This is a genomic window from Pseudomonas sp. SDO5522_S412, assembly GCF_054071215.1.
Genome location: NZ_JBSVWQ010000030.1, coordinates 1 through 13,739, shown reverse-complemented (window position 1 = coordinate 13,739; position 13,739 = coordinate 1). Strand labels below are relative to the sequence as shown.

General features: G+C 61.6%; 11 protein-coding genes. 8 read left to right on the top strand and 3 right to left on the bottom strand.

All coding sequences use genetic code 11. The features are described 5' to 3' along the window. Positions 1-108: 108 nt before the first annotated feature. The 7 genes from ACW9I6_RS09770 (at position 109) to ACW9I6_RS09740 (ending at position 8,555) form a co-directional block, all read left to right on the top strand. Positions 109-2,343 carry a TonB-dependent receptor gene (locus ACW9I6_RS09770; RefSeq protein ID WP_177009201.1) on the top strand — a complete coding sequence of 745 codons (2,235 nt, stop codon included), beginning with the start codon at positions 109-111 and terminating at the stop codon, positions 2,341-2,343. A gap of 194 nt (positions 2,344-2,537) precedes the next feature. Further along, on the top strand, positions 2,538-3,419 hold the full coding sequence (locus ACW9I6_RS09765) for a LysR family transcriptional regulator (RefSeq protein WP_177067855.1): 882 nt from the start codon (positions 2,538-2,540) through the stop codon (positions 3,417-3,419). A gap of 120 nt (positions 3,420-3,539) precedes the next feature. After that, on the top strand, positions 3,540-4,646 hold the full coding sequence (locus tag ACW9I6_RS09760) for a tartrate dehydrogenase (protein ID WP_008434576.1): 1,107 nt from the start codon (positions 3,540-3,542) through the stop codon (positions 4,644-4,646). 2 nt (positions 4,647-4,648) lie between these two features. Further along, positions 4,649-6,097, top strand: a complete 1,449-nt coding sequence (locus tag ACW9I6_RS09755; protein WP_457339233.1) for an aldehyde dehydrogenase family protein — start codon at positions 4,649-4,651, stop codon at positions 6,095-6,097. Positions 6,098-6,129: 32 nt separating this feature from the next. Beyond that, on the top strand, positions 6,130-6,888 hold the full coding sequence (locus tag ACW9I6_RS09750) for an SDR family oxidoreductase (RefSeq protein ID WP_457339232.1): 759 nt from the start codon (positions 6,130-6,132) through the stop codon (positions 6,886-6,888). A 27-nt stretch (positions 6,889-6,915) separates the two neighbouring features. Further along, positions 6,916-7,887 carry a cyclase family protein gene (locus ACW9I6_RS09745; RefSeq protein WP_087695324.1) on the top strand — a complete coding sequence of 324 codons (972 nt, stop codon included), beginning with the start codon at positions 6,916-6,918 and terminating at the stop codon, positions 7,885-7,887. An 80-nt stretch (positions 7,888-7,967) separates the two neighbouring features. Continuing rightward, positions 7,968-8,555 carry a hypothetical protein gene (locus ACW9I6_RS09740; RefSeq protein WP_102369595.1) on the top strand — a complete coding sequence of 196 codons (588 nt, stop codon included), beginning with the start codon at positions 7,968-7,970 and terminating at the stop codon, positions 8,553-8,555. A gap of 21 nt (positions 8,556-8,576) precedes the next feature. Here ACW9I6_RS09740 and ACW9I6_RS09735 read toward each other — a convergent pair whose 3' ends face one another. The 3 genes from ACW9I6_RS09735 to ACW9I6_RS09725 form a co-directional block, all read right to left on the bottom strand. After that, on the bottom strand, positions 8,577-9,044 hold the full coding sequence (locus ACW9I6_RS09735) for an SRPBCC family protein (protein WP_003208248.1): 468 nt from the start codon (positions 9,042-9,044) through the stop codon (positions 8,577-8,579). A gap of 91 nt (positions 9,045-9,135) precedes the next feature. Next, positions 9,136-11,028 carry a penicillin-binding protein 2 gene (gene mrdA, locus ACW9I6_RS09730; protein ID WP_003208249.1) on the bottom strand — a complete coding sequence of 631 codons (1,893 nt, stop codon included), beginning with the start codon at positions 11,026-11,028 and terminating at the stop codon, positions 9,136-9,138. A 195-nt stretch (positions 11,029-11,223) separates the two neighbouring features. Further along, entirely contained in the window at positions 11,224-12,639 is a 1,416-nt protein-coding gene (locus ACW9I6_RS09725) for an aldehyde dehydrogenase family protein (RefSeq protein ID WP_457339231.1), read from the bottom strand. Positions 12,640-12,740: 101 nt separating this feature from the next. On the opposite strand from ACW9I6_RS09725, the gene ACW9I6_RS09720 reads away from it, so the two are divergent. Next, on the top strand, positions 12,741-13,631 hold the full coding sequence (locus tag ACW9I6_RS09720; RefSeq protein ID WP_457339230.1) for a LysR substrate-binding domain-containing protein: 891 nt from the start codon (positions 12,741-12,743) through the stop codon (positions 13,629-13,631). Positions 13,632-13,739: the final 108 nt, after the last annotated feature.

Below are 13,739 nucleotides of genomic sequence, written 5' to 3'. Positions count from 1 at the left end.
CATTAATGACAATTACTATCATTCGCACCGGAGTCGTATCCGCGCAGCGAGGACGCGCAACGTTGTTGCCCTTTTCCTCACATTGACGGTTCGCCGTCAGGATCGACCATGCCCACTTCCACCCGTTTGGCTGTGCCGTTTCGCCCTACCCTGCTCGCCCTTTGCTGCTCCCTGAGCCTCGCCGCTCACGCCGCCACTCCAGAAACCCCGCAGGATGCGAACAACAGTCAGGACGGCAAGGCTCTGGAACTGGGTGCTACCACCATCAGCGCCGACGCGGCCACGCCCAACGCCCTGCCCCCGGTGTACGCCGGCGGCCAGGTCGCCCGCGGCGGGCAACTGGGGGTACTGGGCAACCAGGACATCATGGACGTGCCCTTCAGCATGTCTTCCTACACCGAAAAATTGATCCGTGACCAGCAGGCCGAGAACGTCGGCGATGTGCTGCTCAACGATTCGTCCGTGCGCCAGGCGTCGGGGTACGCGAACCAGGCCCAGGCCTTTGTGATCCGTGGCCTGCCGCTGAACGGCGATGACATTTCGTTCAACGGTCTGTACGGCATCCTGCCGCGCCAGATCATGTCCACCGACGCCCTGGAGCGGGTTGAAGTGTTCAAGGGCCCCAACGCCTTTATCAATGGCGTGACGCCCGGCGGTTCCGGGATTGGCGGCGGCGTGAACCTGCAACCCAAGCGCGCCGATGATGTGCCGTTGCGGCGTTTCAGCACCGACATCAGCAGCGATGGCCGGGTCGGCGAGCACCTGGATATCGGGCAACGTTTTGGCGAGGACAATCGTTTTGGCGCACGGGTGAATATTTCCCAGCGCGAAGGCGACACCGGGATCGATGACGAGAGCCAGCGTTCGAAGCTGTTTGCGGTTGGCCTGGACTATCGCGGTGATGCGCTGCGTTTGTCGGGAGACTTTGTCTACTCGAAACAGCAGATCAATGGCGGGCGCAACACCGTGTTGCTCGGCCAGAACCTGACCCATATCCCCAACGCGCCTTCGGCCGACACCAACTACGCGCCGAGCTGGGGCACCAGCAGCCTGGAAGACACTTTCGGCATGTTGCGCGCCGAGTACGACCTGAATGACAACTGGACCGCCTACATCGCGGGCGGCGCCAAGCACACCAACGAGATTGGCCGTTACTCCTCGGTCACGTTGAATGACACCCTGGGCAATGCCACCGTCAGCGGCTCGCGCATCGCCCACCAGGAAGACAACACCAGCCTGATGGCGGGCTTGAATGGCAAGTTCCAGACCGGCGCTGTCAGCCACAAACTGAACTTCGGGTTGACCGGGATCTGGGCCCAGACGCGCAACGCCTATGACTTCGACCTCAACGGCCACGCCAGCAATATCTATAACCCGGTGGACGTTGCCGAACCGGTCAAGGGCAGTTTCGTCGGCGGCGACCTGAACGATCCGGGCATCACCGCCAAGACCTTCGCCCGCAGTGCAGCGGTGTCGGACACCCTGGGCTTTATGGATGATCGCTTGCTGGTGACCGCCGGGTTGCGCCGCCAGGAACTGGTGGTCCAAGGGTATGCCTACGGGTCGGGCCCACGTAACGCCGATTACGACAAGTCGATCACCACACCGGTGTACGGCCTGGTGTTCAAGCCGTGGGACCACGTGTCGTTCTATGCCAACCATATCGAAGGCTTGGCCCAGGGCCCGACCGCACCTCAGAACGCCGGCACCGCACCCATTACCAACGCCGGCCAGGCCTATGCCCCGGCGCGCTCGAAACAGACCGAAGCCGGGGTCAAGCTCGACATGGGTACCTATGGCGCAACCCTGGGTGTGTATCGCATCGAGCAACCAACCGACGGTTACTCACAACTCAGCGCCGACGGCTTGAGCGCCACCTATGTTCGCCAGGGCGAGCAAGTCAACAAAGGCGTTGAGCTCAACGTGTTCGGTGAACCGATCGCCGGCCTGCGCCTGCTGGGCGGCGCAACCATCATCCACACAGAAGTCCACGGCACCCAGAACGGCGCCAACGACGGCAACCGCGCCATCGGCGTACCGACCTTCCAACTGAATGCCGGCGTGGACTGGGATGTACCAGGCCTGCAAGGCGTGACAGTCAACGGACGAATGCTGCGCACCGGCGGCCAATATGCCGACGCGGCCAACAACCTCAGCCTGCCCGCCTGGAACCGCTTCGACGTGGGCGCCCGCTACACCTTCAAGGTGGAACAGCGTGACGTCACCCTCGGCGCCACTGTGGAGAACGTCGCCAATACCAAGTACTGGGAATCGGCACTCGGCGGCTACCTGACCCAAGGTGACCCGCGCGTGGCCAAGCTGTCGGCCAGTATCGACTTCTAACCCTAGTCAATGTGGGCGCTGGCTTGCCTGCGATGCGGGCACCGCGGTGTGTCAGATGCACCCCGGTGATGCTATCGCAGGCAAGCCAGCTCCCACAGAAAGCAGATCTGCCTGCACCCGGGTTGTTTGCCGGACATTGGACAGCCGAACGCCAACTGCGTAGTTTCCCAACCACTGCACACAAGGACCCCGGCATGTCCCCCGACCTCACTTCCATCGAGCTGTTCCTCAAGGCGATCAAGCTGGGCAACCTGTCCCGGGCGGCCGAGCAATCCCATCTCTCCCTCTCTGCCGCCAGCCGACGCCTGTCGCTGCTGGAGCAGCACTTCAAGGTCGCCCTGCTGACCCGCACCTCCACCGGCGTTTCACCGACGGCAGCCGGGGAAGTATTGGCCCAGCATGCACAATCGATCCTGCGGGCCGTGGACGGCATGCACGCCGATCTCGCCGATTACGCCAAGGGTGCCACCGGCCGGGTTTGCCTGTACGCCAACAGTTCGGCGATGAGCCAGGAACTGCCGCGCCAACTGACCCAGTGGAACACCTTGCACCCGGGCATCCGCCTGGATATTCGCGAGGAGCGCAGCCGGGAGATCCTCCAGGCCGTGCGCGAGGGCGTGGCGGATGTCGGTATCGTCACCACCCGCCCCAGCGAAGAGCTGCGGTTCGAGCCCTACTGCCAGGACCGCCTGTGCCTGCTCGTGCCCAATGACCACCCACTGAAAATGCGCCATGCGCGCTTCGAGGATTTGCTCGGCTACGACTTCGTCGGCCTGGAAGACAACGCCGCCATCACCCCGTTGATTACCGAGGCCGCCGCGGCGATCGGCATGCCGTTGCGGCTGCGGGTGCAGGTGCGCAGTTTCGAAGCAGTGTGCCGCTTGATCGCCGCCGGCCAGGGTGTGGGCGTGTTGCCACAGGGCGCGGTGCAGATCTTCCGCAAGGAGATGGCCTTGCGCTTTATCGAAATCGACGACAGCTGGGCCGACCGGCAGATGTACCTGTGCATGCGCAAGGAACAGCCGTCGCTGACGAGCCTGGCACTGTTCGACTACTTGAGTGCCAACCCTGCGTAAACCTTTGGCCTTCGAATTTTGCGAAGGCCGATTCCACAATTAGCAATTCCCCTGTTGTCACAGCTGTGCCAAGAATGCCCCCGCCAGACCTTCCTATAAAAACAAGACAGGAGACACGGCGTGTCCCAATCCCACACCCGCCCCACCCACCGCATCGCCGTAATTCCCGGCGACGGCATCGGCCGCGAAGTGGTGCCCGAAGGCCTGCGGGTACTGGACGCTGTCAGCCGGCGCTTCGGTATTCACTTTCACTTCGACCACTTTGCCTGGTGCAGCGAACACTACCTGGCCCACGGCACGATGATGCCCGACGACTGGGCCGAACAGATCGGCAGCCATGACGCGATCTTCTTCGGCGCGGTGGGTGCGCCCGACATCATTGCCGACCACACTGCGGTGTGGGAGTCGCTGCTGAAGATCCGCCGCCAGTTCGATCAATACGTGAATATCCGCCCGGTGCGCCTGATGCCCGGCGTGCCCTGCCCGCTGGCCGGCCGCGTGCCGGGGGACATCGACTTTATCGTGGTGCGGGAAAATACCGAGGGCGAATACTCCAGCGTTGGCGGCCGCATGTGGGAAGGCACGGCGCGGGAAATCGCGGTGCAGGAGTCGATCTTCTCCCGCGAAGGCGTGGACCGCGTGGTGGACTACGCCTTCAAACTGGCGCAACAGCGGCCGCGGAAAAACCTGGTGGCGGCGACCAAATCCAATGGTATCTCGATCACCATGCCGTTCTGGGACGAGCGGGTCAACGAAATTGCCCGGCGCTACCCGGACGTGAAGACCGCCAAGTTCCACATCGACATTCTGTGCGCGCACTTCGTGCAGCATCCCGACTGGTTCGATGTGGTGGTGGCCTCCAACCTGTTCGGCGACATCCTTTCCGACCTCGGCCCGGCGTGCACCGGCACCATCGGCATCGCGCCGTCGGCCAACCTCAATCCCGAGCGGCGCTACCCGTCGCTGTTCGAGCCGGTGCACGGTTCCGCGCCGGATATTGCCGGGCTCGGTGTCGCCAATCCCATCGGGCAGATCTGGTCGGCCGCGCTGATGATCGAGCACCTGAGCGACGGTGATCCGCTTTACCAGGAAGCGGCGGCAGCCATCGTGTCCGCCATCGAAACGGTGCTTGCCGAAGGCCCGCGCACCCGGGAAATGGGCGGCAGCGCCAGCACTGTCGAAGTGGGTCGCGCCATCGCCGAATGCGTCGCAGGGAACAGGAGCTGAACATGACCAACGCACATTACATCGCCAACCAATGGCTGGCGTCGACCTCGCTGGAAGACATTCCGGTGATCGACCCCAGCACCGGCGATACCTATTCGAGCATCGCCCGTGGCACGGCCGCCGATATCGAGGCGGCGATCAGCGCGGCGCGCCTGGCACTCGGCGAAACCTTCGACGGCCCGTGGGGCCAGTTGTCTGCCGTGGAGCGCAGCCGTTTGCTGGCCAAGCTCGGCGTGGCGGTGCTGGAACATCATGAAGAGCTGGCGCAGATCGAGGCGCGGGACACCGGCAAGGCGCTGAAAGTCGCCCGTGCCGATGCCACCGCCCTTGCCCGCTATTTCGAATACTACGCGGGTGCCGCCGACAAACTGCACGGCGAAACCCTGCCGTACCAGGCCGGCTACACGGTGTTGACGGTGCGCGAACCCCACGGGGTGACCGGGCATATCATCCCGTGGAATTACCCGATGCAGATTTTCGGGCGCAGCGTCGGCGCCTCGTTGGCGGCGGGCAATGCGTGCGTGGTCAAGCCGGCGGAAGATGCCAGCCTGTCGTTGCTGCGCCTGGCGGAAATCGCTGCCGAGGTTGGTTTTCCAGCCGGCGCGATCAACGTAGTCACCGGTTACGGCTACGAAGCCGGCGCGGCGTTGTGTGCACACCCGGGCATCGATCACATTTCGTTCACCGGCTCCACCGCCACCGGTACTGCCGTGTCGAAAGCCGCTGCCGAACGCCACTGCCCGGTCACCCTGGAGTTGGGCGGCAAGTCGCCGCAACTGGTGTTCGCCGATGCCGACCTGGATGAAGCGTTGCCGGTGCTGGTCAACGCCATCATTCAGAACTGCGGGCAAACCTGCTCCGCCGGCAGCCGTTTGCTGGTGGAACGCAGCATTTACGAAACCCTGCTCGCACGCCTCAGCCAACGTTTCAGCGAACTGCGCGCCGGGCCTTCGGCGCTGGACCTGGACATGGGCCCGCTGATCAATCAGAAGCAGCTGCGCCTGGTGCGCGAGTTTATTCGTCAAGCCGAACAGGAAGGGATCACCGTCGCCGCGCGCGGAACGGTGGTTGCCGAGGCCGGCAGCGGCGGGTATTTCCAGGAGGCGGTGCTGTTTCGCGATGTGCCGCCTGACAGTCGCCTGGCGCAACAGGAAGTGTTCGGCCCGGTGCTGGCCGTGATGCCCTTCGATGATGAAGCCGAAGCGATTCGCCTGGCCAACGGCACCGAGTTCGGCCTGGTGGCCGGCGTGTGGACCCGCGATGGCGCACGGCAAATGCGCCTGGCGCGCACCCTGCGTTGTGGCCAGGTGTTCATCAATAACTATGGCGCCGGTGGCGGCGTTGAATTGCCATTCGGCGGCGTGAAGGCCAGCGGGTATGGACGGGAAAAAGGCTTCGAGGCGCTGCTGGGCTTTACCACCTTGAAGACCATTGCGATCAAACACGGTTGATTCCTCACAACAACAAGAACGGAGAACACACCATGCGTTTAGCCAATAAAGTCGCGATCGTCACCGGCGCCGGCTCGGGGTTTGGCGAGGGCATCGCCAAGACATTTGCCCGCCAGGGCGCCAAGGTCATCGTTGCGGACATGAACGCCGTGGGCGGTCAGCGAGTGGTCAATGAGATTGCCGAAAGCGGCGGCCATGCGCACTTTATCGAGGTCAACGTGGCCAACGATGAAAGCATGGGCGCGCTGCTGCGCGGCACACTGGAGCAATTCGGTGGGCTGGACATCGTCATCAACAACGCCGGTACCACCCACCGCAACCGGCCGATGCTGGAAGTCGACGAAGCCGAGTTCGACCGGGTGTTTGCGGTCAACGTCAAAAGCATCTTCTTGAGCGCCAAGCATTTTGTGCCGCATTTTCGCGGCCAGGGCGGCGGCGTGTTCGTCAACATTGCCTCGACGGCGGCGATCCGCCCGCGTCCGGGACTGGTCTGGTATAACGGCAGCAAGGGCGCAATGGTGGTCATGAGCAAGACCATGGCGGCGGAGCTGGGGCCGGACAATATCCGCGTCAACTGCGTGAACCCGGTGGTGGGTGCCACGGCGTTGCTCAGCGAATTCATGGGCGTGCCGGACACCCCGGAAAACCGCCAGAAATTCATGGCGACCATTCCCCTGGGGCGCTTTTCCACCCCGCAAGATGTGGCCAACGCCTGCCTGTACCTGGCGTCGGACGAAGCGGCGTTCATCACCGGCACTTGCCTTGAAGTCGATGGCGGGCGCTGCGTGTAACTCACTTTCACAGGGACCGGAATTGCTATGTGTGATCTTCATAATAAGAACGAGCCGAACACCCGCGAATTGCTTGAAGGCCTGCCAAAGAACTGGGGTAAATGGGGCCCGGACGACGAAGTCGGCGCCCTCAATTACCTGACTGAAGCCGAAGTACTGCGGGGCGTGGCCTCGGTGCGTCAGGGCAAGACCTTTACCCTGCAAGTGCAGATCGGCCACCCCGACGGCGACCCGATGTGGCCGGCGCGCAACCCGTCGATGCGCTTCAATACCCTCGACCACAGCCATTACCACTTCGGCAAACAGCCGCACATGACCGGTGGTGCGGCGTATTCCGACGACGTGATCTTCATGCAGCTGCAAGGCTCGACCCAGTACGACGCCCTCGGCCACGCCTGGTACGACAATCAACTGTGGAACGGCTACGACGCCCAGACCACCGTTGGCGGCATGGCCAAGGCCAGCGTGCTGGCGATTGCCGAACGCGGCGTGGTGGGCCGTGCGGTGCTGATCGACATGGCCCGCCATCGCGGCAAGAAGTGCCTGGGCCGGGGCGAAACCTTCAACCACCTGGACCTGCTCGACGCCGCCAAGGCCCAGGGCGTGACCATTGAAAAACGTGACATCCTGATCATCCGCACCGGGTCCATGGGGGCGTTTTATGAGCTGGGCAAGACCGAGTTCTTCAAGGACCTGATGGAGCCGGGGCTGACCTACAGCCGGGAGCTGGTGGAGTGGTTCCACGAGATGGAAATCCCCAACCTGGTGACCGACACCATCGCCAACGAAGTGATCACCGACCCGGTGTCCGGGGTGCAGATTCCGCTGCATTGCGCGCTGATGCGCAACCTGGGGATCGCCTTCACCGAAATCGTGTTGCTGGAGGAACTGGCCGCCGATTGTGCGGACGACGGCCAGTGGAAATTCCTCTACACCGCCGCCCCGCTGAAGATTGTCGGGGGCAGTGGCGCACCGGTGAATCCGGTGGTGATCAAGTAGCCGTTCCGTCTCAGTGGCGAATTTGCGAATCGCGAGCGCGCCACTAGACTCAAGGCTCCTCTCACATGGAAGTCCACTCAATGAATGTATTGCGCCCTCTTCGCCAGGCAATTGCCCTGGCAACCCTGCTGTCTGCTGGTGCCCTGACGGCACATGCTGCCGATATCCCGCTGTCCAAGTCGCTGGAAGCCGATGAGGTGACCACCAAGGTGCTGGAGGTGGATGCCGCCAACCATCAGGTGGTGCTCGAAGGTGCCGAAGGCCGCAAGGTGCATGTGCAGCTCAGCGACCAGGCCAAGGACCTGGGCAATCTCAAGGCAGGTGATCAGGTCAAGGTGCTGGTGACCCATTCGGTCGCCGCCGTGCTGGACACCGACATCGACAAGAGCGCACCGGACGCCACCGAGAAGACTGGCGTCTTGCGCGCCACCGCGGATAACCCGAACCCGGGCGGTGCGGCCTTCCGCCAGGTACAGGTGCAGTTGAAGATCACCCACATTGACCTGGCGAAAAACCAGGTAACCCTGGAAAACCCGGCGGGCCAGAGCAAAGTGCTGACCGTGGAGAAACCGGAAATTCGCGCAGGCCTCAAAGACCTCAAGGTCGGCCAAAGCGTGTTGGTGACCTACACCGATACCCTGGAAATCAGCACCGCCCACGAAGGCTGATGAATGCGGCGCCCCATCAGCTCACGGCTGATGGGATTTCGCCAGATAGTCTTCGATGTTGTTCATCTGATCATCCCAGCCTCGGGAGTTCTTCTTGTAGGCCTTCTGGCGGCGAACGTCCGGGATCCCGTCAAAACCTGACTCCACCACGCGCAACAAGATGCCTTCGGCGTGATCCTCGAGGGTGAACTCCACCAGCGTGGGGGTTTCGGCGTCGTAATCCACATCCTTGTCTACGGCGTAGGGATGCCAGCTGAAAGAGAACCGCGTCTGTGGTTCAAGCCGCTCGATCCTTGCCTTCCACACCACGTGCTCGTAACCGGGATAGGTGATGGGGGCCTCAATGGCCCGCCCCTGGGCGAACTGTTTGCCCTTGAGGGCGATGCCAAACCAGCTGCCGAATTGCTCGGCGTCGGTCAGTGCTTCCCAGACCCGTTGGCGTGGAGCGTTGAGCAGGACTTTACGTTTGATTTCATTTGATTCGTGCATGAGACACCTCCTGTATTGACAGTAGGCGACATCGACCAATGCGCAACCTTTGAAAAGGGATAGGGCATGACGGTGTCATGCCCTTGTGGCGTCAAACGTGGGGATCACCCGGCGCCTTGGCAGGGGTTGCGTATTGCGGCTTCAAGTGGCCTTCCTGATCGAGCAGCCAGGCGTCCATGATCTGGCGCACCACCGGCCCCGCCACTCGGCCACCAGCCTCGCCGTTTTCGATCATCACCGAAATCACGATCCGCGGGTGCTCCGCCGGGGCAAAGCCGACGAACAAGGCGTTGTCGCGGTTGCGCTCCAGGGTCTTGAGACGGTTGTAACGCTCGCCCTGCTTGATCGCCACTACCTGCGCAGTACCAGACTTGCCAGCAATCCGGTACTGCGCACCGGCTGCAGCCGCCCGGGCGATACCGCGTGGATCGTGCATTACCAATTGCATGCCGTGGTTGACCTGCTCCCAGTCGCGCGGGTCTTTGAGCACCACGTTGGGCATCGGGTTTTCATCCACCGGCGGCACGCCATTGATGGTCTTGGCCAGGTGCGGTCGGTTCCACACGCCCTTGTTGGCGATCAGCGCAGTGGCCTGGGCCAGCTGCAACGGGGTGACCTGCATGTAACCCTGGCCGATGCCGAGGATCACGGTTTCACCCGGGAACCACGGCTGGCGCCGGGTAGCGCGCTTCCAGGCTTGGGACGGCATCAGGCCGGCTGACTCTTCGAACATGTCGAGGGAGACTTTCTGGCCAAGGCCGAACTCGGCCAGGTAGTCGTGCAGGCGGTCGATACCCAGCTTGTGGGCCAGGTCGTAGAAGTAGGTGTCGTTGGAGCGCATGATCGCTGCGTCCATGTCCACCCAACCATCGCCGCTGTGGTTCCAGTTGCGGTATTTGTGGTCGAAATCCGGGAGTTGGTAATAGCCCGGGTCGAACACCCGGGTCTGGGCGGTAACCACGCCGCTGTCGAGGCCAGCGATGGCGACTTCCGGCTTGATCGTCGAACCCGGCGCGTAGAGCCCGCGCAGCACGCGGTTGAACAGCGGACGGTCGAGGGAGTCGTGCAGCGCGGCGTATTCCTTGAAGCTGATGCCGGTGACAAACAGGTTCGGGTCGAAGCTTGGCTTGCTGACCATCGCCAGCACTTCGCCGGTTGCCGGGTCGAGAGCAACCACCGAACCACGGCGGTCGCCGAGGGCTTCTTCGGCGGCTTCCTGGAGTTTGACGTCCAGGCTCAGCACGATGTTTTTGCCGGGGATCGGGTCGGTGTGCTTGAGCACCCGCAGGACGCGGCCCTGGGCGTTGGTTTCAACTTCTTCATAGCCGACGTGGCCATGCAACTCGGACTCGTAGAAACGCTCGATCCCGGTTTTACCAATGGACTGCGTGCCCCGGTACTCCACTGAGTCGAGGGCTTTGGATTCTTTTTCGTTGATCCGGCCTACGTAGCCAATGGAGTGGGCAAAGTGCGCACCCAGCGGATAATGGCGGACGAATTGCGGCTCGACATCCACGCCCGGCAGGCGGAATTCGTTGACGGCCAGCACGGCGATCTGCTCTTCGGTCAGCTCGTAGAACAGGGTGACGGGCACGAAGGGATGACGGGCTTGCTTGAGCGCCTTATCAAATACGCCACGGTCCTCGGCGGGCAAATGCAGGAGGCTGACGATAGCGTCCAGCTCTCCTTTGAGATCGGTGGTGCGCTCGCGGGTGATGGTCAGGTTGTAGCTGGGACGGTTGTCGGCAAGTACTACGCCGTTGCGGTCATAGATCAGGCCGCGGGTCGGTGTGATCGGCAGGACGTGGACGCGATTGTTTTCGGAAATGGTGGAGTGGTAGTCGTACTGCACCACCTGCAGAAAGTACATCCGACCTACCAGGGCGCAGGTAATGCCGATTACCAGTAGCGCGCAGGCCAGCAGCCGCTTGTTGACCAGGCGGTTTTCTTTTTCGTGATCCTTGATCGGTATTGGTTCAGGCATTTCTACAGCATCTCGTTGAATAAGGTCGACGCCGCTTCCTGCGGAGGAGAAATCAGTCCTTGTGAAAATGTGCTGCACCATACCAAAAATGCAGAAACACTTTGCATCGATTTCCCTGAACGGTGTGCTAATGGAGCCTGTTCATGCACTTTGGTTTGAGCCGTTGACCTTATTCATGCGTTTTTATGCTGACGATCAGCTCAGGATCGACTTGGGCTCCAGGAAGGCTTCGAGGCCGAATGTGCCGTACTCGCGGCCGATACCCGATTGCTTGAAGCCACCAAATGGCGCAAGAGGCTCATGGGCCAGGGTATTGATCAGGACGCGGCCGGCTTCTATAAGGCTGGCCAGCCCGCGGGCGCGTTCGGGATTTGAAGACAGGATGTATGCCTGGAGGCCGTAGGGTGTGTCGTTGGCGATGGTCAGGGCCTCTTCCTCGGTTGCGTAGGTAATGATCGAGAGCACTGGGCCGAAAATCTCCTCGCGGGCGATGGCCATTTGGTTGGTCACCCGGCTGAATACGGTTGGTCTTACGAACCACCCGGCTTTGATGCCCTCAGGCAAACCGCGACCTCCTGCCAATAGGTGGGCGCCCTCCTCGATCCCGATCTGAATGTAGCGCTGTACGCGCTCCCACTGTTTTTGGCTGACCATGGGGCCGACCGCAGTGGCTGGGTCACGAGGGTCGCCGGCCTGCACGTTGCCCACCTCGTCGATCATCAGCGCTTCGATTTCTTCCAAACGACTTTCGGGTACCAGGATTCGAGTGCCGGCGATGCAGGCCTGGCCGCTGTTCATGAAACCGGCCTGAAGGGCCATGGGCACGGCCGTCTTGAGGTCCGCATCATCGAGAATCAGCACCGGTGATTTGCCGCCCAGCTCTAGGGTCACGCGCTTCAGGGTCTCGGCGCCGGTCCGCAGGATTGTTTTGCCGACAGCGGTTGAACCGGTGAAGGACACTTTTGCGATGTCGGGATGGGCGCTCAACACGGCGCCTACGGTTTCGCCACGGCCAGTGACGATGTTGAATACACCGGGAGGCAAGCCAGCTTCATGAAGCGCGCGGGTGACTAGCGAGGTCTGGATTGCGCTCATTTCACTGGGTTTGATCACGGCGGTACAGCCGGCGGCCAACGCCGCAGCGAGCTTGCCGCAGATAAAACCGGCGTTGCTGTTCCAGGGTGTGATCAAGCCGGCCACACCCAGCGGCTGCATGACCACCTCGGCGATGCCAATGCGTCGGGAGAAGTTGTAGCTCTCCAGTACTGAAGCGGCATCTTGCAGGACGCTGGCTGCATGCTTGGCCATCCACCGCGCACGGGATATTGGGGCGCCGTACTCCTCGATAATCGCGTCGGTAAGTGCGTCCTCAATGGATTCAACTGCGGCGTGAAGGCGTTTGAGATAGTCGATGCGCACATCTTTAGAGCTGTGGGAGAACGCGGTAAAAGCTCCCTTGGCGGCAGCGATGGCATCCAGGGCGTCTTGTTCATTTGCCAATCGAACCTGGCCGATACGCTGGCCTGTTGCAGGGTTGAACAGGTCAAAAAGCTCTTCGCCATGGGGCGTCACAAAGGCGCCGTTGATGTAAATCTGGTTGATGTATTGCATAGGTCCTCCGGGACGCTGAGCTAGTGCGTCCTACGGTAAGTCACTATGATTAAGCTGATAAGCCGTACAAATAGGCATGAGTTGATGAGCAATTCAGGACAATGAATACATCCGGGCTGAATGAGTTGGAAGCGGTGCTGGCAGTGGCTCGGCATCGCAGTTTTCGTGCAGCGGCGACCGAGTTGAATGTGTCGACATCGGCGTTGAGCCACTCTATCGCGGGGCTTGAAGCGCGGATGGGGGTGAGGCTGTTCAATCGCACCACGCGCAGCGTGTCGTTATCTGAAGTGGGCGCGGAGTTTGTCGAAACCATTACCCCTGCACTGTTGAGCATTCGCACGGCCTTGGAACAGGCAGGAAATCGCAGCGCGGAACCCAGCGGTACCTTGCGCCTGAATACCTCGGCGGGGGCGGCAAAGCAGGTGATGCCGTTGCTGCTGGAGTACCTGCGACGTTATCCACGGATGAAATTGGATATCGTCACTGAGGGGCGGCTGGTGGATATCGTCGCGCAGGGGTTTGATGCGGGGATTCGGCTCGGTGATACGGTTCCTCAAGACATGATCGCAATCGATATCAGTCCGGCCCAGCGTTTTGCGGTATTGGGCAGCCCGGACTATTTTGCTCTCAACCCAGTTCCCGTCAGTCCCATGGATCTGCGGGCCCATCAGTGTATTCGCAGCCGGATGCCCAGCGGTGCGATCTATCACTGGGAGTTTGAGCGACATGGCGAAGCGCTTGCTGTCGAGGTGCAAGGGGTTTTGACCCTGGATAATCCGACTCTGATGCTCGAGGCTGCCAGGGCGGGACTAGGCTTGACCTATCTTACGGAATGGAATGCCGCTGCCGATTTAGCGAACGGGACGTTACTGCGCGTACTGGAGGAATGGACGCCGTCTTTTGACTGCTTGCGCCTCTATTACCCAGGTAGGCGCCATGTGCCGGCCGGGTTAAGGGCACTGATTGAGTTGATCAGGGAGCAAGGCTTTTAACCAGGCTGGATCTTTTTTACGGCCAACAGCTCTCTCCCCGTTTTCAGACCGCCCAAAACAAAACCCCTGACTGCATAAGCAATCAGGGGTTCTGGAATTTAATCTTGA

Excerpts from the sequence above, each read along its gene's own strand:
- mrdA (WP_003208249.1), bottom strand. The coding sequence starts at position 11,028 with ATGCCTGAACCAATACCGATCAAGGATCACGAAAAAGAAAACCGCCTG.
- ACW9I6_RS09735 (WP_003208248.1), bottom strand. The coding sequence starts at position 9,044 with ATGCACGAATCAAATGAAATCAAACGTAAAGTCCTGCTCAACGCTCCA.
- ACW9I6_RS09750 (WP_457339232.1), top strand. The coding sequence starts at position 6,130 with ATGCGTTTAGCCAATAAAGTCGCGATCGTCACCGGCGCCGGCTCGGGG.
- ACW9I6_RS09755 (WP_457339233.1), top strand. The coding sequence starts at position 4,649 with ATGACCAACGCACATTACATCGCCAACCAATGGCTGGCGTCGACCTCG.
- ACW9I6_RS09765 (WP_177067855.1), top strand. The coding sequence starts at position 2,538 with ATGTCCCCCGACCTCACTTCCATCGAGCTGTTCCTCAAGGCGATCAAG.
- ACW9I6_RS09725 (WP_457339231.1), bottom strand. The coding sequence starts at position 12,639 with ATGCAATACATCAACCAGATTTACATCAACGGCGCCTTTGTGACGCCC.
- ACW9I6_RS09740 (WP_102369595.1), top strand. The coding sequence starts at position 7,968 with ATGAATGTATTGCGCCCTCTTCGCCAGGCAATTGCCCTGGCAACCCTG.
- ACW9I6_RS09745 (WP_087695324.1), top strand. The coding sequence starts at position 6,916 with ATGTGTGATCTTCATAATAAGAACGAGCCGAACACCCGCGAATTGCTT.
- ACW9I6_RS09720 (WP_457339230.1), top strand. The coding sequence starts at position 12,741 with ATGAATACATCCGGGCTGAATGAGTTGGAAGCGGTGCTGGCAGTGGCT.
- ACW9I6_RS09770 (WP_177009201.1), top strand. The coding sequence starts at position 109 with ATGCCCACTTCCACCCGTTTGGCTGTGCCGTTTCGCCCTACCCTGCTC.